The 21,839-nt window shown below is 54.6% G+C and carries 24 protein-coding genes and 1 pseudogene; 4 read left to right on the plus strand and 21 right to left on the minus strand.

Translation table 11 applies throughout. The features are described 5' to 3' along the window. Positions 1–191: 191 nt before the first annotated feature. From AC2FLB_RS06945 to AC2FLB_RS07000, 12 genes are all read right to left on the minus strand, one after another. On the minus strand, positions 192–1,613 hold the full coding sequence (locus AC2FLB_RS06945) for an AMP-binding protein (RefSeq protein ID WP_496708919.1): 1,422 nt from the start codon (positions 1,611–1,613) through the stop codon (positions 192–194). Beyond that, positions 1,606–2,451: a hypothetical protein gene (locus tag AC2FLB_RS06950; RefSeq protein WP_496692038.1), complete on the minus strand. Its 846-nt coding sequence runs from the start codon at positions 2,449–2,451 to the stop codon at positions 1,606–1,608. Before AC2FLB_RS06950 ends, AC2FLB_RS06945 begins: the two co-directional genes overlap by 8 nt. Further along, entirely contained in the window at positions 2,448–3,779 is a 1,332-nt protein-coding gene (locus tag AC2FLB_RS06955) for a hypothetical protein (RefSeq protein WP_496708920.1), read from the minus strand. The genes AC2FLB_RS06950 and AC2FLB_RS06955 overlap by 4 nt, the downstream gene beginning before the upstream one ends. Then, complete coding sequence (locus tag AC2FLB_RS06960) at positions 3,776–4,897, minus strand: BtaA family protein (RefSeq protein WP_496708921.1); 1,122 nt, start codon at positions 4,895–4,897, stop codon at positions 3,776–3,778. Before AC2FLB_RS06960 ends, AC2FLB_RS06955 begins: the two co-directional genes overlap by 4 nt. After that, positions 4,866–7,325 carry a PEP/pyruvate-binding domain-containing protein gene (locus AC2FLB_RS06965; protein ID WP_496708922.1) on the minus strand — a complete coding sequence of 820 codons (2,460 nt, stop codon included), beginning with the start codon at positions 7,323–7,325 and terminating at the stop codon, positions 4,866–4,868. The genes AC2FLB_RS06960 and AC2FLB_RS06965 overlap by 32 nt, the downstream gene beginning before the upstream one ends. Further along, positions 7,322–8,233: a UbiA family prenyltransferase gene (locus tag AC2FLB_RS06970; protein ID WP_496705615.1), complete on the minus strand. Its 912-nt coding sequence runs from the start codon at positions 8,231–8,233 to the stop codon at positions 7,322–7,324. Before AC2FLB_RS06970 ends, AC2FLB_RS06965 begins: the two co-directional genes overlap by 4 nt. Then, positions 8,230–9,450 (minus strand): hydroxymethylglutaryl-CoA reductase, encoded by a 1,221-nt coding sequence (locus tag AC2FLB_RS06975; protein ID WP_496708923.1) that lies wholly within the window; start codon positions 9,448–9,450, stop codon positions 8,230–8,232. The genes AC2FLB_RS06970 and AC2FLB_RS06975 overlap by 4 nt, the downstream gene beginning before the upstream one ends. 271 nt (positions 9,451–9,721) lie before the next feature. Further along, positions 9,722–10,537, minus strand: a complete 816-nt coding sequence (locus AC2FLB_RS06980) for a formate/nitrite transporter family protein (RefSeq protein ID WP_496708924.1) — start codon at positions 10,535–10,537, stop codon at positions 9,722–9,724. Between the two features lie 6 nt (positions 10,538–10,543). Beyond that, positions 10,544–11,104 (minus strand): hypothetical protein, encoded by a 561-nt coding sequence (locus tag AC2FLB_RS06985; protein ID WP_496692031.1) that lies wholly within the window; start codon positions 11,102–11,104, stop codon positions 10,544–10,546. Next, positions 11,101–11,700, minus strand: coding sequence for an SCO family protein (locus AC2FLB_RS06990; protein WP_496708925.1), 600 nt, complete (start codon positions 11,698–11,700; stop codon positions 11,101–11,103). Before AC2FLB_RS06990 ends, AC2FLB_RS06985 begins: the two co-directional genes overlap by 4 nt. Continuing rightward, positions 11,700–13,160 carry a cbb3-type cytochrome c oxidase subunit I gene (locus AC2FLB_RS06995; RefSeq protein ID WP_496708926.1) on the minus strand — a complete coding sequence of 487 codons (1,461 nt, stop codon included), beginning with the start codon at positions 13,158–13,160 and terminating at the stop codon, positions 11,700–11,702. The genes AC2FLB_RS06990 and AC2FLB_RS06995 overlap by 1 nt, the downstream gene beginning before the upstream one ends. Further along, positions 13,161–13,670 (minus strand): cupredoxin domain-containing protein, encoded by a 510-nt coding sequence (locus tag AC2FLB_RS07000; protein WP_496702365.1) that lies wholly within the window; start codon positions 13,668–13,670, stop codon positions 13,161–13,163. A gap of 106 nt (positions 13,671–13,776) precedes the next feature. Between AC2FLB_RS07000 and AC2FLB_RS07005 the strand changes: the two genes are divergently transcribed. Beyond that, on the plus strand, positions 13,777–14,241 hold the full coding sequence (locus AC2FLB_RS07005; RefSeq protein ID WP_281973916.1) for an RrF2 family transcriptional regulator: 465 nt from the start codon (positions 13,777–13,779) through the stop codon (positions 14,239–14,241). A gap of 33 nt (positions 14,242–14,274) precedes the next feature. Here AC2FLB_RS07005 and AC2FLB_RS07010 read toward each other — a convergent pair whose 3' ends face one another. The 9 genes from AC2FLB_RS07010 to AC2FLB_RS07050 form a co-directional block, all read right to left on the minus strand. Next, a complete protein-coding gene (locus tag AC2FLB_RS07010) occupies positions 14,275–14,400 on the minus strand; it encodes a hypothetical protein (protein ID WP_496708927.1) in 126 nt (41 codons plus the stop codon). Between the two features lie 25 nt (positions 14,401–14,425). After that, complete coding sequence (ccoP, locus tag AC2FLB_RS07015) at positions 14,426–15,298, minus strand: cytochrome-c oxidase, cbb3-type subunit III (RefSeq protein WP_496708928.1); 873 nt, start codon at positions 15,296–15,298, stop codon at positions 14,426–14,428. Further along, positions 15,289–15,456: a cbb3-type cytochrome c oxidase subunit 3 gene (locus tag AC2FLB_RS07020; protein ID WP_496708929.1), complete on the minus strand. Its 168-nt coding sequence runs from the start codon at positions 15,454–15,456 to the stop codon at positions 15,289–15,291. The genes ccoP and AC2FLB_RS07020 overlap by 10 nt, the downstream gene beginning before the upstream one ends. Continuing rightward, positions 15,453–16,184: a cytochrome-c oxidase, cbb3-type subunit II gene (ccoO, locus tag AC2FLB_RS07025; protein WP_496690057.1), complete on the minus strand. Its 732-nt coding sequence runs from the start codon at positions 16,182–16,184 to the stop codon at positions 15,453–15,455. The genes AC2FLB_RS07020 and ccoO overlap by 4 nt, the downstream gene beginning before the upstream one ends. Before the next feature lie 6 nt (positions 16,185–16,190). After that, on the minus strand, positions 16,191–17,810 hold the full coding sequence (gene ccoN, locus AC2FLB_RS07030; RefSeq protein ID WP_496708930.1) for a cytochrome-c oxidase, cbb3-type subunit I: 1,620 nt from the start codon (positions 17,808–17,810) through the stop codon (positions 16,191–16,193). Next, on the minus strand, positions 17,800–18,090 hold the full coding sequence (locus AC2FLB_RS07035; RefSeq protein ID WP_496702372.1) for a TehB family protein: 291 nt from the start codon (positions 18,088–18,090) through the stop codon (positions 17,800–17,802). The genes ccoN and AC2FLB_RS07035 overlap by 11 nt, the downstream gene beginning before the upstream one ends. Beyond that, positions 18,091–18,831 (minus strand): DUF2189 domain-containing protein, encoded by a 741-nt coding sequence (locus AC2FLB_RS07040; RefSeq protein ID WP_496708931.1) that lies wholly within the window; start codon positions 18,829–18,831, stop codon positions 18,091–18,093. Further along, complete coding sequence (locus AC2FLB_RS07045; RefSeq protein ID WP_496708932.1) at positions 18,828–19,466, minus strand: group III truncated hemoglobin; 639 nt, start codon at positions 19,464–19,466, stop codon at positions 18,828–18,830. Before AC2FLB_RS07045 ends, AC2FLB_RS07040 begins: the two co-directional genes overlap by 4 nt. 81 nt (positions 19,467–19,547) lie before the next feature. Then, positions 19,548–20,501 (minus strand): AraC family transcriptional regulator, encoded by a 954-nt coding sequence (locus AC2FLB_RS07050; protein ID WP_496708933.1) that lies wholly within the window; start codon positions 20,499–20,501, stop codon positions 19,548–19,550. 139 nt (positions 20,502–20,640) lie between these two features. Here AC2FLB_RS07050 and AC2FLB_RS07055 point away from each other — a divergent pair, with 139 nt between their 5' ends. The 3 genes and pseudogenes from AC2FLB_RS07055 to AC2FLB_RS07065 all read left to right on the plus strand — a co-directional run. Beyond that, entirely contained in the window at positions 20,641–21,165 is a 525-nt protein-coding gene (locus AC2FLB_RS07055; protein WP_496692020.1) for a DUF4142 domain-containing protein, read from the plus strand. 29 nt (positions 21,166–21,194) lie between these two features. Next, a complete protein-coding gene (locus AC2FLB_RS07060; RefSeq protein WP_496692019.1) occupies positions 21,195–21,512 on the plus strand; it encodes a cupredoxin domain-containing protein in 318 nt (105 codons plus the stop codon). A 67-nt stretch (positions 21,513–21,579) separates the two neighbouring features. Continuing rightward, positions 21,580–21,687 (plus strand): annotated as a pseudogene (locus AC2FLB_RS07065) (integrase); the annotation flags it as partial. Positions 21,688–21,839: the final 152 nt, after the last annotated feature.

The raw sequence follows: 21,839 nt of genomic DNA on the forward strand, positions 1-21,839 counted from the left end.
GAGCCCAACCTGTCCCTTGCGCTTTCTCACAGCCAACTTGCAGTGGGAGAAATAGTCATTCATGCGGCGAGCAGCTATACTGGCACTGGTTTTTCATAAGCACCCGGACTTTCCTGCCTTTCGGTTGGAAGGCAAAAAGTGTGCTCGACCACGGTTTTCCGTTGGAGCTCTTAAGGTGAAAATTCTGTGATCTAATAACCCAATAATTGGGTGAGTTTTTTCCGATCAACTTTGGACCTGTGCCGTTTGTCCATAGGCATTTTTTTCACATGGGTCACATTGGCAACACCGAATTCCTGCGCCAGGCTATTCCAGTTTGAAAGCTGATCCGCGTCGCCTTCAATGCATAAAATCGGACGCCCATCGAAACTCATGAGCGCGCTGTTCGTCACGCTCGGCCATTGCCGGGCAGCTACTTCGATTGCAAAAGGAAAGGTTTGACCAGCCGGGGTTGTCACATCGCTCCCCAGTCTGCCCCACAGCCACAATCGCCCCTGATCATCTAACCGACCCGCGTCACCGGTTCGATGCCAAATCGTAGTACCGTCTTTGATTTTGTTTTCCTTGGAGTGTGCGAGATCAAGATAGCCATCATTTACATGATCGCCCGCCACCTGAACTTCATCGTCCTGAATTCGGAGTTTGATTTTCGAAACCGGATGCCCAACAAGAAGCCCCTTGCCCGCCGCCATTTCAAGTTGATCAACTTCGGTGATTTCCCGCGCATCAAGATGCGCAATCGGTTCAGCTTCGGTTGACCCATAGACACAGACCACGTCCAGACCGGAATTGGCGAGAAGCCTTTCAATCAGGTCAGGGAATACCGGACCGCCGCCGGTGAAGACTGTGTGCAGCCGGCCCGTATCCTTACGCTGTGCAAGTTTTTCGCACAACGACGGAGGGATCAAAAGACGGGTCACTTGCTGCTTCGATATCCAGCCCGCAAACTGTTCGGAGGATAGTCGATCCAGATTGCTCATTCTCCAATTCGGCAGAACTGTCGTGCGCCCAGCCGCCAGGTTGATCAGGGTGAACACCGGAAACGCTACCAGATCCCGTTCAACTGCATCACTGTCCAGAAGCGGCGCAATGGCATCATGTTGTGCCATCAGAAACGCGTGGCTGCGGGGGATGGCCTTGGCCTGACCTGTAGTGCCGGATGTAAAGGAAATGAGCGCCGTGTCACCGTCTTGAACGGGCGCGACGCTCAGATCACCCCGGGCGGTGCCTGGTAGTAAAAGGCGCAGCCTCAAGAGTTCCGGCACAACAAACCTGAGCAACGCAAAATAACCCGACGCGCAAAAAGCCTTGGGCCGGGTCGTTCTCGCTGCATGACGCAGCCCCGCGAGTCCCATCGCGGGTTCAGGCAAAACCACCGTTGCGCCCAACGACCACAAGGCCGCAAGACTAGCGTAGAGATCAGCGTTGACCGGCATCGCCAGAAGAACGCGGTCGCCACGCCCAATCCCCTTACGTCTCCACTTTCTGGCTATTTGCTGCGCGCGTATCTGCACATCACGAAAGGTGACTTCGCGACCGCTGCCTTCAACAATGGCCGTCCGGTCCGGGTGTCTATCAACCGCTACGGCAAATTGATCCAACAAGTTAGTCATCCAGGCGCAGTCCTAACAGGTTGTACCGTCGAAATACGGTGGCCCCTTCAACAACACTGCGATCCGCGGATTGGTTGTCATCATGGATCAGCGCGTGGATAGCGGAATCAAAGCCTAGCTTCAGAGCAGACTTGTGGAAATGACTGGCCAAATGGCGACCCGCACCACGCTCAAGGCTTGCATAAGTTTTCAGGATCGCGGCTGTTGGGTTTGGGCCTTCAGCATAGTTCGGAATACCAAACAGAAAGCCCGCTAATGAGCTGTCGGGACGGCGGGCAAAAAAGATAAGCTCGCGCTTCAACATCGGAACGACAGGCATATACATTGCAAGAAAATCGCGCTCAGAAATAGGTTTATAGAAAGCGTTTCGAGAAAAAGCCTCGACAGATAGTTGATACACCTGCCGGAACAACTCCTCAGGGTTGGTTCCGTCCCAGGGTTCTACGTCGAACCCATCAACTGCAGCTAGAGACGAATTGGCCGTTTGCGCCAATGATACTCGCGCCGAGAAATACTTGCTGATGGCGGCAAATCCTGCCGCCCTAAACACATCGGGCTCATGTGACTTGTGCGTCGGCTCCATTAAAAAGGGTGCTGATCCGTCACTGTCCGATACAAACCGATAGCTGTGCCATGTATCACCGGACATAGGTCCAATTATCCGATCAACCCCGGCGTACCGGACCCGTCCAATAGCCGTTTGTAGTACCTCCAGACCGGCCTCTGGGGTCTCGCACGAGAAGTCGCCTATTGTTGCAGCTGGGGCACCATCCCAATCAGGGCCCTGCAGATAAACAGATAGTTTGGCGCCTTTGGTCTGAATGTTTTCTTTCGTCATGATACAACTCCGGCAACAATCCCGCCGTCAATAGACCCTGCTATGGACCAGATGTAATAGGCAAGCGGAGGTAACAGCGCCAAAAGCGTGAGCCTCGAAACGCGATTCTTTTGGAGCCAATGCGGAAGCACCAAGGGCACAATCGCCATAAATGCGAGTGATACAAGTGAGAACGCGGTCAAAGGCTCGGCCCAGTTTGATTGGTCAGAATTCAGGGAAACCGCCCAGGTACGGATTAGAAACAGAACAGCGGCAGCAAGCGGTATCGCAATAGGAATGGCACGCAGCGCCACAGCTGTGAGCCCCATGGCCAACCCCATTGCACTCATTCCAAAAAAGGATATTGCATCCCATCCCGTTGCATTTCCCGCTGCAAGCCAGCCGAACCCTATTAGCCCCAAGGCGGCTACGATGTCCAAATCGGGGAACTTACTGTCACAAGGAGAAGCAGTACGCGCCCAGCCGTGTGCCGCGAGAACCATGATCGGCAGTACTGTATTTTGCAGTTTCGCGGTCGCCAGCAGCAGAAAAACCGCAACAACATACACACGGGTCGTATGTTTGGTCAGGCCCAGCTTGGTTCCCACCACCCCAAAACTGGCAAGTGCGGCAAAGAACAAAATGGCCAGCAAAGCCAGCTCTGCCAAGGAGCTGTAGTAGTGAACTTTCAAAAAAATCAGCAAGCCAAGCGGCAGGAACAAGTTGTCAAACCCCCGCCAGCTTTGTGCCTCGACCAATGTGCCAAAGGCCGCAACCATAAGGCACAGCATCATGATGTTGGACGGTGGGAGTTTCGACGAAAACAAGAAGCAGATGATCGCAACCAATAGAGTTACGACAAAAAACACCACTGACCCTTCTAGGCTTTTTTCGCCATCTTCGACCACATAGCGTTTGGTCCCGTACGTGGTCCCGGCAAGCGCGGCTGCGGCATCAGCCAGTGTTAAAACGGCGATCGGAAGCACGTAATACAGGGTGTTTTCCCCGGCCAGCAACAAGCAAAGCCCAACGGATAGCGCCAACAGGAAATCGCCGTATGACGTGCGCTCGACGCTGTGTAGGGTTGCGCCCAGACCTTGTGAGAACCGGGGCAGGCGCAAGATCAGCATGACGATCAGCGTTACCCCGATTAGCATGTATATTGGCCAGCGTTCCGGAAAAATCCACGGCAGAACCAGTGTAAAGAGTCCGGTTCCAACATGCATCAGTTTACGTTGCACTTCTGCGCTCAAGCCGACCTTTTGCGCCAGCCATCGGACAACGGCCATCAATCCCAACAGGGCCGCAACAGACGCCAAGGCCAGTAAAATCTGGGCCTGGATGCTCACGAAAGCACCTCTTCCACGACGAAATCCGAGTAGAAAAACGCCATGTCACGTGACTTCAGTCGATCCTCAGTCGTGCGATGTGTTTCAACTTCGCTCCTGTATCGCGCAGGCACGCGGCGCGGTGCCATCATGTTCCAATACACGAGACGTGCCTTGGGCGCGGCAGCTGACAGGATCGAGCCATAGACTTGCTCAAATACATCGGGCGACATGTATTCGAAAATGTCAGACAGGTTGAACCCATTGGCTTTTTCACCGGTCGAGACAAAAGCCTCTAATGATCCCGGACGGATATCGAGACGATCCAGGCGGGTGCGGATCGTATCAAAATGCTCGGGCCGCCATGCCATCGGCAACGCGTCTCCGTGCGTGCCTTTCAGAATCCAGTGCAAATAGGGATTCTGTGACGGGTCGGTATCAACGCCCGCATGGCGAATACGACGAGCCACATGCTGGGCCGGGCTGCCCTCGACGTGATCGAAAAACGCCTTATCGCGGCCCATGCGCCCCATCACAAAGCGGGAAAAGAACACATTCAACAACAGCCGCCATCTGAAGGTGTCAAAGCGCGTATCGAAAAAAACCTCGCGCGCCTCAGGTGACCGAGGCGTAAAAACGTCATCAATCGTACGTCGGGAATGCACAAACGGCAAAAGCCGGGTGCGGAAGATGCGAAAATACCGCTCGAACTTGCCAACCCCGCCTGCCCCGTAACGTTCCACGTCAGGGACAAAATTTCTCCAGAAGGTTCGGGTTTCAGGGTCGGTATCCTGCAAAGCTCGCTCCAGCAGGGCTGCTCTCCTCTTGCTGGGCTGCGATCCCGTCAGCTCCAGAAACTCGGGATGTGTCAGGGTCTGGAAAGCGCCAATTCGTAGCTTTAGGCAGGCGATTTGTGCTGGCGACAAATCGACAACCACAACTTTCGCTGGATCGAGTATCAACATAGCCAGCGCATTATCCCCGGCCGAGCAGATGGATACCAGCGTCCCCCCCGCACAATCGCCCAGCGCGTCGGTCAAAACGTCTGCATCTTCCCACAGCTGTGCATAGCGGATGTGATCAAAATCAGCCTTGCCTTCGATTTCACTATGCCCCATCGCACCGTTCCACCTTGCCACTTGCCCCGTCGACCGACAGGGTTTCGCCATCCTTGATCCAATGAGTGGCCCCTTTCAGACCGACCACACATGGGATTCCCAACTCTCGCGCCACTATTGCGGAATGCGACAAAAGTGACCCCCGTTCCACAACAATGGCCGAGGCGTTCGAAAATACTGCGATCCAGCCCGGATCGGTGTAACGCGCCACGAGGATGTCACCAGGTTGCAGCGCCTCAGTCCGCGGGTCACGGATCACACGGGCCTTTGCGATAACTTGTCCAGCTGAACAGCCGGTACCGGATTTTATCCGCTCCGGATCACTGTCTACCTCTTCTATTTCCGCCCAAATCGGAGCAATGGCGGGACCTCGAATTTCTATACGTTCTGGCGGATCCGGACGCTGGGACGCAGCGGATTCTTCGCGCTGACGCTGCGCGACTATGGTTTTCAGATTAGGCGATAGGCTGAACCCTTCGACGGCTCCCAAGACTTCATACGTCGTCAGATGAAATACGTCGCGGGGTTCCGCAAGCAGCCCCCTTGCCGAAAACTCTCGACCAATTCCCAGAAAAACACGTCTGGCATGGCCAAAAATACGGGTGCGTTCAAAGCGCAGGTTTTCACGGTCACGTACGCGGCCCTTGGCCCAGCCTACGAACCATTTGGATAGGTAGCGTTTCAGCGGATTGCCGGGAAACAGGGTTTTCCAATCCGGCTCGGTGCCGATGTGTCGCTTACCCTCGGGACGGGCGGCACTGGCTGCGACGGCCATCAACAGGCTGGTGGGATCATCGCGCAGCGGAATGCTCTCCAGCTTCAACTCCTCAGTGCATCGATCCCCGAATTTATCGAGATAAGATCTAACCTCGGCTTCGATCTCAGGGTAAGGAGCAAGGGTTTCCAACCGGCATTCCGCGCCTAGCTGATCAGCAATCCCGACCTCGCGGACCAAGCCGGCCATGCGGGCAATACGCTGCGCCGGTTCGGCTGAGACGATATCACCCTGACCAATCATGACGTCGTTATGCAGCAACAGCCCGTCTTCACCCAACCACTTGAGCAGCAAGTTGCGCGATGCCCCAAACGCGATCATGCAAAGGAAATCATTGATAAGCGGCGCATCCCAGCGATCTAGAAGAGTGCTTTCGATCTGACGATACTCGGCGACCAGTTCGGTCGCATTCGCAGCTTCTATGTCCAGACCACGGTCCAGAACATCGTTCAGCCTGACATAGAATTTACGCCGCGTGCGCGGCAAACGCACGGCCTGCCAGATCAGACTGCCCGCTACCGTCGCTAGTTTGGCGTATTCCAGTATCTTGCGCACACCTCTGGCAGGAGCAGGTCCAATGCCATCTGTAATCTCGCGGGGCATGGGTTCGGACACACCCATCATCGTTTCCATGTAATCGCGATTCAGCGAGAACCCCGGCAGCAACGCCAGCGCCCGATACCAGTTGACCAGATTGTAGTAGACACGCCCATCAATACGCCCAAGAAAATTGTCGAATATGGCTGAGTTCTGCGCGACGGTTTTATTCGAAACGCCCAGAAGCCGCACAAAAGCGCGATAAACCCGTGAGTAGACGTGCAGTGCAAAAGAATAGGTCAGTGGACTGACCATGCCCGGATAGCTTTCGACGATGTTCGAATTGTCAAAAATGGTAAGTACATCATCCGGCACCGCCACTGGTCGCAGCTCGGTCGTAATCGGCCGAGCCTGAAGAATGTGCAGCCCATCCGCATCGAACGCCCATTCGATGTCTTGCGGGACGCCAAAAGCCTCTTCCGCTTTGCGCGCCAGCATCGCAACCTGCAGTACCTGATCCGGTGTCAAAACCTGAGGCGTGGTTTGTGCGCACTCGGGCTGTTTGGCTTGATCAATAATCCAATCCTCACCATCGACTTCACCTGCTACCAGCGCATCGCCTAAACCTTTGATGGCAGACACGACAACGGTGTTTCGCTGCCCTGTCACTGGATCGGCCGAAAAAGCAACACCCGCGGTCGTCGCCTCAATCATGCGCTGTACGATTATCGCGGGCGCTTCTGCCTCGCCCCCGGATTTGACCGAGCGATAAGTGGCGATTGTATCCGCAAACCCCGATTGCCAAACCTGTTTTGCCGCCTGTATGACCTTGCTACCGGTGACATTCAAAACCGTATCAAACTGACCTGCATGGCTGTGTTCTACACCATCTTCGGCCCGACCGGAACTACGCACTGCATAATACCCCGGACCCAACGCATCCAGTGCAGCGCCAAGCGCCTTACTCAACCCACGTGCTGCGACAGGCCCTGTCTTACCTGCACGGAATGCGGCATCGGTGATAACAAAAAACGCAGGTGGATTGAATCCGCGACGAGCGAGGTTTGATAGCGCAGCGGCTTTTCCTCCGACCACTGTTGGGTCAGTCGCATCGGATTGATTGATGATAAGGGTCATCTAAAGCCTCCGATCAGGAACGGCAGAAAGCCCGCAGTGGCATAGCAGAAAAATACCCATAGTCCCGCGATTGCGTCCATCCTGTCCTGTGCCTTGGGTGTTGGAGCTTTCGCATAGCTGCGTGCCGCAAGACCACAAGGCACGAAAGCAGCGGCCCCGACCAATACGGTTAACCAACCAGCTCCAGACGCAAACCCCGTGCCAACCAGAAACACGAATGACAGCACAACGCAGCACAGCCAAATGATAGCGGCGCGGCGATACCCCCAAAGACCGGAATAGGTGTCCACCCCGACAATTTCGTTTTCGGGCGACCATAGCTTGCGACCGATCTCAAGAACGCAGCCATTCACGAAAGACAACGCCAGAAATAACCACAGCTTTGATGCGGCCCCTCCGGCCGGAAGCCATTCGATGCTGGTCAGCAGCAAGTCGATCAGCGGCATGATCGCCATATGACTGACGAGATAAAGAACTGGGCGCGCCTTTAACCAGGTTGGCACCCCGAACTCGGCCGTCATTGCCGCCAGCCATACCCAAACCAAAAAAAGGCACCACAGAACCGGGAGGTACCAAAACCATGCAGCGGCGGCGGCCATGGGTAGAGTCAGCAAGCCAAGGACAAGCACCTCAGCCGGGGACACCAGCCCTCGGGGTATCGGTCGCTCGGGCCGGTAGCGGCGGTCGTCCTCGGCATCCTTGAATTCGTCGCAAACGCGCATCTGGAAAAACAGCGCCATCGCCAGTACGAACCCCACCACAAAGGCAGACCACTCGGGCAATGGTCGATCAGCAAGCCGGGCCGATACGCAGATACTTGCTGCTGAAAACACCAGCAAAAGCGGTACAGTTTTCTTCAGTGGGAAGCGTTCGGATTGATATATCCACAGTCGAGCCAGCAGAGTCATCTTTGGCGGGCCAAACTTTCATGGGCTCGCGTGAAATGCCCCGCAGCGATTGCAGCGACAATCGATATTTCTCCGCACAGGCATATGGCGGCAGCCACTTCGGCCAGCGCCGTGCCGTGGCCGGCGCCTTTCAATCCCAGAATGTTCAGTGCCGCAGTCTGGCTGGGCAAACCGGTACCACCGCCCACGGAGCCGACAAGGATGTTCGGGAGCGTCACGGAGCAGAAAAGATCATCCCCTCTGGGCTCCATCCGCGTCACCCCCATCGCGCTTTCAGCGACACAAGCCGCGTCCTGCCCAGTTGCTATGTAAAAGGCAGCAAGCCCATTGGCATAATGGGCCTGAGCTCCAAGCTGACCCGACAGATGTGACCCAAGATTGGCGACCCGACCATAAGCCAGCATGGCATCCACGGTGGTGCCAAGCGTCTTTTCCACGACGTCCGCAGGCAAGGTTACCGACGCGCTAACCTTTCGGCCACGACCCGTTACCAATCCAAGCGCCGAGGCTTTTTTGTCGCCTGAAAAATTTCCCTCAATATACCAGTTCTCAATTGGAACTGGACAGTCTTTGGTGATGGTGCAACACAGAGCATCCGTTGCAATGGTTACCATGTTCTGACCGGCCGCATCACCTGTGGTGTAGCGGCAAATCAGAAAGACGATATTTGTGTCTATGAAAGGCTCCAGCGAGACAAGTTTACCATGCCAGGTTGTGGCATCAGCCGCCGCCTGGAGTTCATCGACATTGCTGACCACCCAATCCACGAACTGACCGGCCTGCAAAAGGCTTTCGAACACAAAGGCCGGCGTACGCAAAACACCTTCATACAAAACAGCTGTGCTGACCCCACCAGACCGGCCAGCTGCAAAGGCCCCCCGCGCATAAGAGGCAACAAGCGCGGCCTCAGTCGTCGCCAGAGGCACATAAAAATCCCCGTTGGCGTTCATACCGTTCATGCGCAAAGGCCCGACGATGCCAACTGGCACTTTCACAGTTCCAATGAAGTTTTCAATATTGGCGCTGTAGGTTTCAGATGCCTCGACTGTTGCAGGATCCGCAATCAATGCCTGATCTGCGCCGCTTGCCTTGGGCTTTAGATGATCCCAGAACCGCGCAACAGTCTTACGGTCAGCCTTGCGAGAGGGGCGTAAAGGCGAAAACACTTCGTCGCTTGGGGCCATCTGCTGTGGCGTGCGTTCAACATCATATCGCATTTTGATGCGCCGCAGCATCTCCCGCACATGAAATGGAATGATCAAATGGCAGCTCCAATAAACGCTGTGCAAACGGCTGCAGATTGAATTCTGCGCCGGCTGCACCCTAACAAGAAAGTATGCGATTTCCAGCGAATACATCCAGTTGGAGATTGTGAGTGATCCTACCTTTTTGAGTTGCTCGGCCCCAGACACAGGCCCGGCATTTGCTTATCGGTCTTTGGAGACGGGGATATTGACAGGTTGTGTCACGCTCATGATCACGCCCTCACTAGACAGGATGTCTGGTTGACGCGGGCGTCGCGATACCCTTGACCATGGGCTTCGACGCCGCTCGCCAATAGCCGTAGCCCATGATCCCGGCACCGGCGAATGCGTTGCCCAAGGTGACATACGTCAAATTGTGGGCGGCTCCGGCCAGAGTGATGCTGTCGGGATGATCAGAGAGCAGCGCCAGTGAAAATACGGTCATGTTCGCAACGCTGTGTTCAAACCCGGCAGCGATAAATGCATACAGGCACCAGAAGATGACGATGCATTTGGTAACATCGTCTTTTGCGCGCGCCGAACACCACAAGGCGAGACAAACCAGCCAATTGCACAGGATCGCTTTGGCGAACAGCTCCAACTCAGTGCCGTGCATCTTCTTGGCGGCTACCTTGTAAAGCAAAGCGTCTTCTCCTGCTCCCAGGATAAGTCCGCCACCGCCTACGACGAACAGCAACGTCAACAATATGGCCCCGATCAGATTTCCTGCCCAACTGACAAACCAACAGCGCAGCACATCCGACCACGCAATACTTTTGGCAAGCAATCCGTGCGTCATGTACATGGTGTGACCGGTGAACAGCTCGGCCCCTGCAAAGACCACAAGGGTCAAGGCGATACCGAAGCTAGCCCCCATGACGATGGGACGGATGGATGGATCCCCGCCCTGCCCCACGGAAAAGATCAGCAGGATGCCCGCCCCAACAAACGCGCCTGCCTTTACTGCGAGGATCAGAAAGGCGATTGGATCTGCTCGCAGGTTGACGCTTTTCTTTTGCGCCAGTTCTGCAAACCCAATGACTGTGTCAGCATAGGTCATTTCGTATTACACTCCACAGCTTGCGCAGCTGGTCGCATTCGACCTTTGGCCGTTTGGAATTCCAAACAGGATCGGGATAGCCCAGAGACAGGCCAAGCCAGCAGCGAGGTAGAGAAAGGCCATGCCCAGATCCTTCTGAGCCGAGACCAGGTAGGAGTTGCAGATCCTGACAGGTGCATGCGTGTACAGAAATCCCAGCACGCCCAGCATCGACAGCGCATTCGCCTTCAGAAACCCCCTCAGGACCGGGCCCAGCCTGGGCCAGGACACCCTTAGAGGAACGCCCAACAACAGTGGCAAGCTTAGGTATTTGGCAATTTCGCCCGTCGATGTCAGCGCCCAATCGACATTTCGCGGAAGCATCCAGAACAGAAAGACGGTTAAGGCGACAAGCAGCAATGGAACCGCCCATTCTTGCCGAACCTGCCTGTTCCAGGCTAACAAAACCCCGGCCAAAACCAGCAATGGCATCTGCACCAAGACATGCTGGATCGGGCTTTCAATGACCGCATAACGAAGTGCGACAGCTTCGGCCGCCGCGAGGAAGGCACGACCAAGCAACTTCATGAGTTGCGCTCCTCCAAATGGTTTAGAACAGCGTCGATCGCATCGGTATCAAACACCGCCGAAAATCTGCCGTCGCTGTCAATCACATGGATCGCGGCATTGTGCTGAAACCCGCCCCACTCATCCGGGATGACAGTCACGTCAAACAGCTTCAACAATGCCGGCAACTCTTCCGGCCTAGGCCGCGCGACGGTCCACATTTTGCCATCTGCCTCATGGGCCTCTCCATAAACTGCCATCTGCTCTGGTGTATCCCGCTCAGGATCGAAGCTGACCGAGATCATCCGGACGGGCATTTCACGCAGCTCCAGTTGATCCCGGATCTCGGCAAAATCCGCTGCAGCAATCTGACAGATGTCGCCACAGACAGTGTAGATGAACTCGACCAGAACCACCTCTTTCCCTTGCGGTGACAGAGGCAGCAACTGACCTGACATATCTTCCAGTTGCAGGGCTGGAACTGGACGTGGAGCGCGTTCCACATCCAGTCTCCGCGCGGCTTCGCTAGTGAATGCCTGCACTCCGTCAGTGGCATGCCAGAGTGTTCCCAAGCCTATGCTTGCGACAAGAACCGAGGGAAGAGCGCGGACCATCATCAGCCGTTGCTCCGCCCAAGACGCAGCACAAAGCGCAGAACAAAGAGCAACGTTCCCAACACAACAAGCCCGCTGAACAAAGTGCCAATGCGGTCATGGGTCAGCCATTCTTCGTAGTGCACCGCCCAACGGCGGGGAATCGAAGCCGCGCCAGAGAACAGAAACACTGTCACAAACCCAGCAGCACCCGCGAGGTAGGTCACAAAGGCGACACGGTCCAACCCGCTCATCTGGGCGATCGTTTTGCCACGGACCAGCCAGGCCATGAAACCAAAGGCCATCGCCACCTCGCCCAGCAGCAGGTAGGTGTGGAAATGCCCCGGGACCCACATAGTGTTGTGCATCACCTTGTTCACGCTGATCATTCCATCGATCGACGCGGGGATTGAGCCAACCGCCCAGCCTGCCACGGACAGAACCAGCAGCGAGGACGTCAGATCCCAGGTCATTTTTGAGCCGCGCACGTAGAGGAATGTGGAAAACGCCGTGACCGCGATGAGGGGAATGCCGCTGAAGTAAGAAACCAATTGCCCGACCACCAACATCCAGGGTGGCATGACCACATCCTGAAGCAGATGGTGCCAGTATACAGCCATCACGAAGATCAATACCGCATTCCAGGCTATCGCAAACAGTCGGTTCGATTTCCAAGGCTTGCCGGTGTATTCCGGCAGGATTTCATAAACCGCAGTCACTGCCATATAGATCGAGGCATTGATGAAAACGTGGCCAAAGAAATAGATCAGGTTCTTGGCCAGCAGCGCATTTACTTCAAATCCTGGGACCAGCAGGTGGACAAGGCTTGCCACCAAAACCGCTGCGCCCAGGATGATCCCGATCGAATTGAATACGGTCACTGCAGCTGCTGCGACGATGGTTGGCGGTGGAGGGTTCTTGTCCTCACGCCCAAGGATCAGGTTCCAGCCCAAGGCCCGTACAAGGCTACCATAGCGGGCATGAATCTGGCGACCGAGCTCCAGATAGTACAACAAAAATCCTACGCCGATCGAAACATATCCAAGCATAAACGCAGCCGCTGCACCTGCCTCCCACGCTCCGCCGGACATTGCCGGTAACGGATACAGGAATGTCCATGCGCCGCCATATCCGCCGATGAAGATCGAGCCCAAGATCAAGGCCACGCCCAACAAAAACAGGGCAAGGAATGCCCAAAAAATTCTTGGCGTCAGAACTATGTGACGTCCGCAAAAATACCACATGATCGCGGCGCCAGACAGCGCCGCTGTACCGACCATTCCGGCACCATGGGCCGTCAGGAGCTGATAGAACAATGCAGGATCCACTTCTATCCATTGACCCTGCGCGGCGCGCATGATCAGGCCAAAGACCATCATCAAGGCAAAAACCACGCCTGAAAGGATCATCGTGAGCTTGACCGCTCCGGTTTGAGGTTCAGCGGCGATTGATTTCCCCGCAAAAGGTTCAGATGCAGTGCTCATTCAGTCCTCCACCGCGACGACTTCGAATTCGTTGACCATGTCCTGATGCGCCACTCCGCAGAACTCCATGCACAGGATTTGGTAGGAGCCTGGATCATCGAACGTATACGTAACTTCGGTTGTGTAGCCCGGGATCACCTGGACCTGCGTCAGAAGGCGAAGATCTGAGGTGTAAATGCCCAATCCGTGGGTAACGTCTTCGGTCGTGGCGCTAAAATTTATGGGTATTCCAGCGGGGATCTCGACGGTGTCGATATCCCACCACCACTGCCCGCTGGTGATAGAGACGGTCAAGGCGTCGTCTGTGCTGGCTACGGCATGCGGCCACGGTCGCAATGTGCCAACCGCAACAATTACGCCGACAATCGTCATTGCCCAGATCAAGCCCGAACGTTTCGAGTTGGCCTTGGGTCCGGGTTCCGACCCATCCGAAGCCCGCACGGCCAACCAGAAGACAAGTGACAGCACTGCCATCAGGATCAGCGAGATCAATAACACAACGGGCTGCATGAGCCATCTCCTATATTAGGTATTATAAATACCCAATATAAAGGTAAGAAAAAGATGTCAATAAAATAGGCATTTTCAAAGCCTATTATTTATGGGAAGAATAACCATGCAAATTACCAAGTTCTCCGACTATGCCCTGCGCATCCTGATCCATCTTGCCACCCACGAAGAAGGGTTGATGTCGACGCGTGAGATCGCGGCTATGCAAAACTTGCCCTTTAATCACCTGGCCAAGATCTCGCAGTGGCTTACACACGAGGGCTATGTAGAATCCATGCGTGGGCGCAACGGTGGCATGCGTATGGCCCTACCTCCCAATGCGATATCGATTGGCGGCCTGCTGCGTAAATCCGAACGCGGCACACCTTTGGTGGAATGCATGAAGGAAGACGGCGGCTGTTGCGTAATGACGCCCGCTTGTGGATTGTTGCCAATTCTGAACGAAGCTCAGGAGGCGTTTTTTGCTGCCTTGGACACCAAGACTTTACAGGACGTATTGGAAGGAAACCGTGGCATGAAAAACCTGATCCGAGCGTTGGAAGTCAGTCATGCGCTGGCATCAAGCGATTAATACGCAAACTGTAGTCCTATAATAATTTGATTGTTACTTGACCGCGCCAGGCACAGCCTTTTCAATCGCCTGCCCTTCCCATGCCTCGAAAGCCATGGAAAGGTGCCATGCTTTGAACCCGATGTAGCCGACCAGAAGGACCAGTATCATCAGATACATTGCCCTTCGGAAACGTGGATTTTCTTCAACTTGGTGCATCTTCTGCATTCCACAGTAGATACAACGTGAGCATTCGAATCTGGGCGTCGCTCAGACGTCCTTCCCACGCAGGCATCACACCTTGCCGACCGTGATAAATGCTATGGTAAATCTCATCCCGGTCGCCTCCATAGATCCAGCGCTCATCACCCAGATCGGGCGCGCCGATTTCATAGCCCCCGCGCCCGTCATCGCCATGACAGGCCGCGCAGTTTTCTTCGAAGATCAATCTACCGGCGCCAGCCGCCGTCGCATCATGCTGCTTTCCAGAGAGGGCCAAGACAAATTCTGTAACCTCTTCAACCTGCTGCTTTTCGATCATGCCGTCTGCGCCAAACGCCAACATCTGTGCAATCCGTGTATCGTCATGCTGCGCATTGATCCCATAACGTATGGTCGCCTCAACCTCTTCCGGTGCGCCTGACCACAACCAATGTCCGTCTACCAGATTGGGAAAACCAGGTTGCCCTTTCAGATCATTCCGGTGACAAGCGGCACAATTGTCAGCGTAAAGCTTGGAAATCGACGCGCTATACCTTGCCTCCAGTGTTGGGTCTGCGGCCAGTTCTTCGAGATCCTGTGACGCAAAAGGCGCAAATGTCATTTCACGATCAGCATTCGCTTGCTGAATTTCTGCAACAACCTCTGATCGGGATGAATACCCCAACAGCCCTTTTGCATAGTCGCGCGCACCTGGGAAGGATGGGTAGAACACCCAATACAGTGCTGCGATGATGATACTGATCCACAAAGCCCATCGGGCCGCCCAGGGAACAGGTGTGTCCAACTCTTTGATACCGTCCCACTCGTGGCCGGTCAGATCAGTACCGGAAACCGGATCCTTTTCCTTTAGCGCCACGGCTGATCCTCCTGATGGTCCAGCGGAGATAGCGCAGCGTCATCGTAGACTTTTCGCCGTGAGGGCCAGTAGGTCCAGACAACTGCGGCAAGGAAGACGACCAGCAGGTAGATTGCACCCCAGGTCTTGGAGAAGACAAGAACGGTATCATGTGTCATCGATTAATCTCCTCGTGATCTACCGAATCCAGATCGGCCAATGTGCCAAGAACCTGCAGATAGGCCACAAGGGCATCCATTTCCGTCAACTCACTCGGGTGCCCGTCGTAATCCCTGACCTGAACGTTTTCACCGTAACTTTCTTGCAGTTCACCTTCATAATATTGCTCGGCATCTGCTTGCCATGCAGCATCCTTTTCCGCATTTTCGATCTGAGCATCTGTGTAAGGCACCCCGGCGCGGCTAAGGGCTCTTAAAGAGGCAGGCAGGTGGCCTGTTTCCAGCCGCGCGTCAGACAAAAACGCATAACCAGGCATGATCGAGCCTTCCACCAGCTCTCGTGGCGCTTCCAGATGCGCCACATGCCATGCGTCAGAGTATTTACCGCCAACTCGCGCCAAGTCCGGCCCTGTACGTTTCGAGCCCCATTGGAACGGGTGGTCATACATGCTTTCGGCGGCCAGGCTGTAGTGCCCATAGCGTTCGATGTCCGACCGTAGGGTGCGGATCATTTGACTGTGGCAGGCATAGCAGCCCTCGCGCACATAAATATCGCGCCCTGCCAGTTCCAGCGGAGTATAGGGCCGCATACCGTCGACTTCTTCCACCGTGTTTTCGATGGTGAACAAAGGGGCGATTTCAACAATGCCACCGATTGATGCAACCAGCAGGATGGCCATGGCAAAGCCAAGTGAGTGGCGTTCGAGCTTTTGGTGTTGTGTACTCATGGGCTGCTACTCCGCCGGCTGGACCAAAGGTCCGGATTGCCTGGTCTCGGCTTGCTGCGGCCCACTGACCGTCATGTAGATGTTGTATGCACCGATGCACGCTCCGATTAGATACAGCAGCCCCCCGATCGCACGGGCGACATAGTAAGGATGCATCGCGATCACACTGTCGAGGAAGGAATAAAGAAACGCACCATCCGCATCATAGGTTTGCCACATCAGTGATTGTGTGATGCCACTGTTCCACATTGCGCCGACGTAAATCAGCGTCCCGCTCAGGGCGAGCCAGAAGTGCCATGCCTCCAGCCGCATTGAATACACGCCATCTCGTTTCCAAATCCAGGGCACCATTTTATACATGGCACCAAAGGTGATGAAGGCGACCCAGCCCAACGCGCCGGCATGTACGTGGCCGACGGTCCAATCCGTGTAGTGGCTCAGCGAATTGACCGGACGGATCGCCATGAACGAACCTTCGAATGTCGACAGTCCGTAGAACAGAATCGCGACCATCATGAACCGGACCGCCGGATCCGTCCGGACCTTGTCCCAAGCCCCGTTGATCGTAAGGATTCCGTTGAACACAGAGGCCCAGCTGGGGACCAGCAGGATGATCGACATGGTCATGCCAAGGTACTGAACCCAGTCCGGTAGTGCCGTGTAGTGAAGGTGATGTGAACCAGCCCAAAGATACAAGAAGGTGATCCCCCAGAAGCCAACAATTGACATTCGGTAAGAGTAGATCGGCCGGTTCACAGCCTTGGGCAAGAAGTAATACAGCATCCCTAGGAACCCGGCGGTCAGCAGGAAGCCAACAGCATTGTGCCCATACCACCATTGCGTCATTGCATCCTGTGTGCCGGAAAATAGCGAGTAGCTTTTGGGATAGGCAATGGAAACCGGAACCGAGAGGTTGTTCACCGTATGCAGCATCGCGATGACGACGATAAAGGCCAGGTAGTACCAGTTAGCCACATAGATATGCGGTTCAGCCCGGCGAGAGAGCGTCTTTAGGTACAGACCTAGATAACCAACCCAGACGATCAGCAAAACCAGATCCATATACCATTCCGGTTCGGCATATTCCTTGGATTGGGTGATCCCCAAGGGGTAGCCGGTCGCCGCAAGGACCATGAACAGATTGTACCCCCAGAACACCATCCAGGGCAGCGATTCACTGGCCAATCTGGCGCGCGAGGTACGTTGGACCACATAAAACGACGTCGCGATTAACGCGTTGCCGCCAAAACCAAAAATCACGGCAGATGTATGAACCGGGCGCAAACGGCCGAAGTTCGACCAGAACATATCGCCGTTCAGTGCTGGAAACGCCAACTGCCAGGCGAGGATATCGCCAACCGTGAACCCTATGATTGCCCAAATCAGCGCGGCGATGACACCAAACCGAATGACCTTGTCATTGTATTCTAAAGGGATGTCCTTTGGGGCCTCGCTCAAACGGTTGATCATCCACATCAACCCCCAACCAGCGGCTATTGCGATCAACCAACCATGCAGCACGTAGGCGGTAGGAACCCCCCAGCCAAGTATGGCTACGCCACCGACAAAGATCAAAGCAAGGGCACACAGGACGGCAGCATCCTCAAGAAAACTCTCACGCTGCATCGGGCGCCTCCTGCCGGTGGAAGCGTACTTCAAACTCGACTTCGCCAATCGGATTCACCGAATGAGTTTCCTGTGGTGCGAACACAGCAGTATCCCCTGCGCCCAGAAGTAGGTCATCCTTGTCATCCCGGCACAGTAGAAGCTGCCCATGTTGCACAGCCAATTGACCCCAGACACCCGCTTTGGTGCTGTGATCTTTGCGCAGCTTTTCTGGCAATGTCTCATGCGTGAACCGCGAGGTCGCATAGTGCACCACGCCTTTTGGAAGCGCTTCGGTCATTTATGCATCTCCATGAAAAAGCTCGACATAAGCATGCCAGGTCGCGTACCCGAGCAATGGGAACACCACGACCAAACCCAGTAGCCCGGACAGTATTCCAACCAAAGTCAAAAGAGTGATGATGGCTCCCCAGCACAAGCAAAGCTTGAAGTTGTGAGTGGTGGCGTTAAAGCTGAGCCCCATAGCCGAGAAGCCATCGATCTGGCGGTCGATCAGCATTGGCAATGAAAACGCTGACACCGCAAACCCTAATGCCGCAAACAGCCCGCCAACGAATGATCCTGCGATCAACAGCGCCCATCCTGATGACGTAGTAATCAGCAAAAGCAGCGTATCTGCGAAGCTTGAGAATGGGCGCAGCCCGTAGACTATGGCGAACATAACTGTGGCCGCGCGAATCCAGATTAGGGCAAAAACCATCAGTATGACGCCCACCAACGTAATCTGACCCGTGGCCGCTCTGAGCCCTGTTTTACCGCTTGCTACGGAATAAAGACCAATCGTTGCAAGTGGTCCGACCAAAACGCCGCCAGCTAGCAAAGGCAACAAAACCCAACCAAGATCGTTGAGCATCAGGGCCGCAATGCAAATCCACCCCAGAACTACGAGTGAACCACCGTAAAGCAAGGAATATCCCGGGTTGCGTTTCACGTCGCCCCAGCCCGCCTGCAGCCAACGTTTGACAACGCGTGCGGGAGGATCAGAGATGACCTGAGCTTTGGTATAGACAGAGACCGTCATGACAACACCGGCGGAGCGTCAGCCTCTCGACGAAAGTTCTCAATTCCGAATGACAAGCCCTTACCGATCCTCCTGGCCAAATGTGAGAACGCTTCGGCGGTTGCAGGTTTAAGGGCTTTTTTTGCGGTGTCTTCGAACAGGTCGAGCCACACGCGAAAATGTTCTGGCAGGATTTCAGAGTTCGCCAGGTGAACCTGCATCGGGTTACCCGAATAGCCTGTCTCTCGTAGAATGGCGCCGCGCCAAAAGGCTGCGATCTTTTCTTCGTGTTCCGGCCAATCTTCGATTGCCCTGTCAAATACCGGCCCCAGATCAGGATGCACTCTGATGCGCGCATAGAACCGGTTGACCAAAGTCGCGATTTCATCCGCTGTGATGTCAAACATATGTGGCCGAATTGGCATGGTACGAGTCATCGGATCTACCTTAACGATACGCCTCACTATCTGCGCACGATAATAGGTATTGTCAATACCTATTATCGTGTGAATGGTACGACCTACATCAAGGGGAAAGGCGCGTGGGTCTATCTTTACCCAGCCGTCGACAACCACGGCAAAACGCTCGACGGAATAGAAGTGGTTCACATAATCCGCAAAGGACAAATCACGCCCGGTGTCTGTCCGTTTCGGCAATTTAAGGAGCTGTCGGCTTAGTCCGCCGGTGCAAAGATATCACTGTGGCAAGTTAAAACTTCGCAACAGATCCCGTCCGGTTTATTGCGCCGATGATAACCTGATTTGCCGACGGAAGCCGGCAGGTGAGAGGCCGATTTCCCTCTTGAAAACGCGTGCAAAAGCAGAATCCGATGCGTATCCAGCGCGTTCTGCCGCATCCGAAACAGAACTTGATGGGTCAGTAAGACAGCGTTTGGCGATCTCCAGCCGCCAAGCTGTTACGTATTGCATTGGCGACATCGCCATCTTTTTCTGAAACTGAACGGCAAAGTTTGTTCGTGACATGCCTGCAATGCGCGCCATTGTTTCTATCGTCCAGGATGCGCTTGGATCCTTGTGAAACGCGTCAAGAGCCCGAGCCAGATGGTGATCAGAGAATCCGTTCAAGCCCCACCTCGAGGATTCGTCACTTTCCACAAACGAACGTATGGCCTGCGCAAGTATGGCTTCTGACATCTTCAAAGCAATGAGATCGCCACCGAGGCGAAGACCCCCGGCCTCATCTCCGATCATGCGCAGTGTCGCCTCCATCCATTTTCCAGCGGATTCCCCGTAATTCCTGAGGTGAATGATCGGTGGAAGGCGTTCCAACAGTATATGTTTTGCATGAGGGTCGAATGAAAAATGGCCGCAGATAAGTTGCGTGTCACGTTCATCGCCGTCGCCGCCGTAAACCAGAACCCCAGTCCCAGTGTATCCCGACCGTTCGATGACCGTGTCCAGCGGCAAAACTGCATCTCTCGTTTCAGCCGCGCAGTACAACTTGTGTGACGCGCCATGCGGAACAATCAACAGATCGCCCTGCTCCAGCCCCACCACTTTTTCATATCCTTCAACTTCGATCAGGCAATTGCCCCTATGAGCAAAATGAAATCGGGCGACGTTATTGAACTTGGGAACTTCAATCCCCCAAGGGGTGGTCAACGAAGTTCGAAAATAGAGCGCGCCTTGAACAGACAGTTTCGTAAGGATATCGCTAAGCAAATCAAGCATGCATTTTCATGGCAGTATTTGGCGTTTTTGTACAGTAGCTTGAACGATCTGCACAGAAAATCGAACGTTCCCGCATATATCTCACTTCCCGGTTCGGATTACTCCTATTGCCATCGTAACACTCAGTGGAGTCTCCAAAATGAAGAAACTGATTTCCGCATTTGCTGTGGCACTTGCCATGACTGGCGCTCAAGCCTCTGCGCAGGACGTCGCCGAGATGAGCGATCTCGAATACGCTCACATTGCCTATACGGCCGATAACATCGACATTCGGTATGCCTATCTGGCGCTGGCTTTGTCGTCGAACCCCGACATCCATGAATTCGCAAACACGATGATCCGCGACCATACTGCCGTGAACGAAGCGGCCTTGGGCCTGCTCGAAAAACTGGGCGCGTCAGCGCAGGACAATGCGTTCAGCCAAACGCTGAATGCCAATGCCGAAGAGATCATCGATGGCTTCGTCAAGCTGCGTGGAGCAGAGTTTGATGCCGCTTATGCAGCCAATGAATTGGCCTATCACCAGGCGGTGAATGATCTGGTGGAGAACACAATGATCCCCAATATCGACAATGCCGAGGTGAAGGCTCTGTTCGAGCAGGGACTTGAGATCTTTAAAGCCCATGAAGGCCACGCCGAAATGATGGTCGAGGCACTGCAGTGATGGGAAAAGCCCATTCACGCCGTCGCGTAATGGTTGGAGCGGTCGCATCGGCGGCCGTTCTCGCTTTAACCCGAACGCGGGCCCTGGCGGCAGAACCAGTAGTCCACGAAGTCAGCATCAAAGCATTCGCATTCACGCCAAAGCTTCTGAACGTGTCTGTTGGTGATACCATTCAATGGACCAATGAAGATCTGGCGCCACATACGGCCACGGCAGATGAGTTCGGATGGGACACTGGGGAGATCCCAAACGGTGTCAGCGCCAAAGTTGAGGTTACTAAAGGTATGGAAACAAAATATTTCTGTGCGTTTCATCCACATATGAAGGGAACAATAGTGATCATGTGATTTGACTCATTGGATCGACTGAACGAAAGCGGACTATGATGCAGGGCGCAGCATATGGAGCTTTGGGCTTCGCGCCTTCCAGCTTCTGTTGGGGCACACAAAGATGGACAGCACGGTCAGGTATCTTGGTGTTGAACTTGAAGATGCCCTGGCTATTGCTGAAGCCATTGAAATACAATATCTCTGGGCCGCTCTCGCAGGCAGCCCGATGCGGACCGTCATCGCAACTTCAAGTGCTGCGATGCAGTGTTCTCAAAATCCGGCGATGGTCACGAGCAATATGCGACTTCACTGCACGGAAGTGAATGAGTGCTTTTATTGGCATAT

The organism is Ruegeria sp. CDSA236 (assembly GCF_059611285.1).

Excerpts from the sequence above, each read along its gene's own strand:
- AC2FLB_RS06965 (WP_496708922.1), bottom strand. The coding sequence starts at position 7,325 with ATGACCCTTATCATCAATCAATCCGATGCGACTGACCCAACAGTGGTC.
- ccoN (WP_496708930.1), bottom strand. The coding sequence starts at position 17,810 with ATGCAGCGTGAGAGTTTTCTTGAGGATGCTGCCGTCCTGTGTGCCCTT.
- AC2FLB_RS06980 (WP_496708924.1), bottom strand. The coding sequence starts at position 10,537 with ATGACCTATGCTGACACAGTCATTGGGTTTGCAGAACTGGCGCAAAAG.
- AC2FLB_RS06950 (WP_496692038.1), bottom strand. The coding sequence starts at position 2,451 with ATGACGAAAGAAAACATTCAGACCAAAGGCGCCAAACTATCTGTTTAT.
- AC2FLB_RS07055 (WP_496692020.1), top strand. The coding sequence starts at position 20,641 with ATGAAGAAACTGATTTCCGCATTTGCTGTGGCACTTGCCATGACTGGC.
- AC2FLB_RS07005 (WP_281973916.1), top strand. The coding sequence starts at position 13,777 with ATGCAAATTACCAAGTTCTCCGACTATGCCCTGCGCATCCTGATCCAT.
- AC2FLB_RS07050 (WP_496708933.1), bottom strand. The coding sequence starts at position 20,501 with ATGCTTGATTTGCTTAGCGATATCCTTACGAAACTGTCTGTTCAAGGC.
- AC2FLB_RS06990 (WP_496708925.1), bottom strand. The coding sequence starts at position 11,700 with ATGATGGTCCGCGCTCTTCCCTCGGTTCTTGTCGCAAGCATAGGCTTG.
- AC2FLB_RS06975 (WP_496708923.1), bottom strand. The coding sequence starts at position 9,450 with ATGCGATATGATGTTGAACGCACGCCACAGCAGATGGCCCCAAGCGAC.
- ccoO (WP_496690057.1), bottom strand. The coding sequence starts at position 16,184 with ATGAGTACACAACACCAAAAGCTCGAACGCCACTCACTTGGCTTTGCC.
- AC2FLB_RS07000 (WP_496702365.1), bottom strand. The coding sequence starts at position 13,670 with ATGCAGCCCGTTGTGTTATTGATCTCGCTGATCCTGATGGCAGTGCTG.
- AC2FLB_RS07040 (WP_496708931.1), bottom strand. The coding sequence starts at position 18,831 with ATGACGGTCTCTGTCTATACCAAAGCTCAGGTCATCTCTGATCCTCCC.
- AC2FLB_RS06995 (WP_496708926.1), bottom strand. The coding sequence starts at position 13,160 with ATGAGCACTGCATCTGAACCTTTTGCGGGGAAATCAATCGCCGCTGAA.
- AC2FLB_RS06945 (WP_496708919.1), bottom strand. The coding sequence starts at position 1,613 with ATGACTAACTTGTTGGATCAATTTGCCGTAGCGGTTGATAGACACCCG.
- AC2FLB_RS07060 (WP_496692019.1), top strand. The coding sequence starts at position 21,195 with ATGGTTGGAGCGGTCGCATCGGCGGCCGTTCTCGCTTTAACCCGAACG.
- AC2FLB_RS07035 (WP_496702372.1), bottom strand. The coding sequence starts at position 18,090 with ATGACCGAAGCGCTTCCAAAAGGCGTGGTGCACTATGCGACCTCGCGG.
- AC2FLB_RS06985 (WP_496692031.1), bottom strand. The coding sequence starts at position 11,104 with ATGAAGTTGCTTGGTCGTGCCTTCCTCGCGGCGGCCGAAGCTGTCGCA.
- AC2FLB_RS07020 (WP_496708929.1), bottom strand. The coding sequence starts at position 15,456 with ATGACACATGATACCGTTCTTGTCTTCTCCAAGACCTGGGGTGCAATC.
- AC2FLB_RS07010 (WP_496708927.1), bottom strand. The coding sequence starts at position 14,400 with ATGTATCTGATGATACTGGTCCTTCTGGTCGGCTACATCGGGTTCAAA.
- AC2FLB_RS06970 (WP_496705615.1), bottom strand. The coding sequence starts at position 8,233 with ATGACTCTGCTGGCTCGACTGTGGATATATCAATCCGAACGCTTCCCA.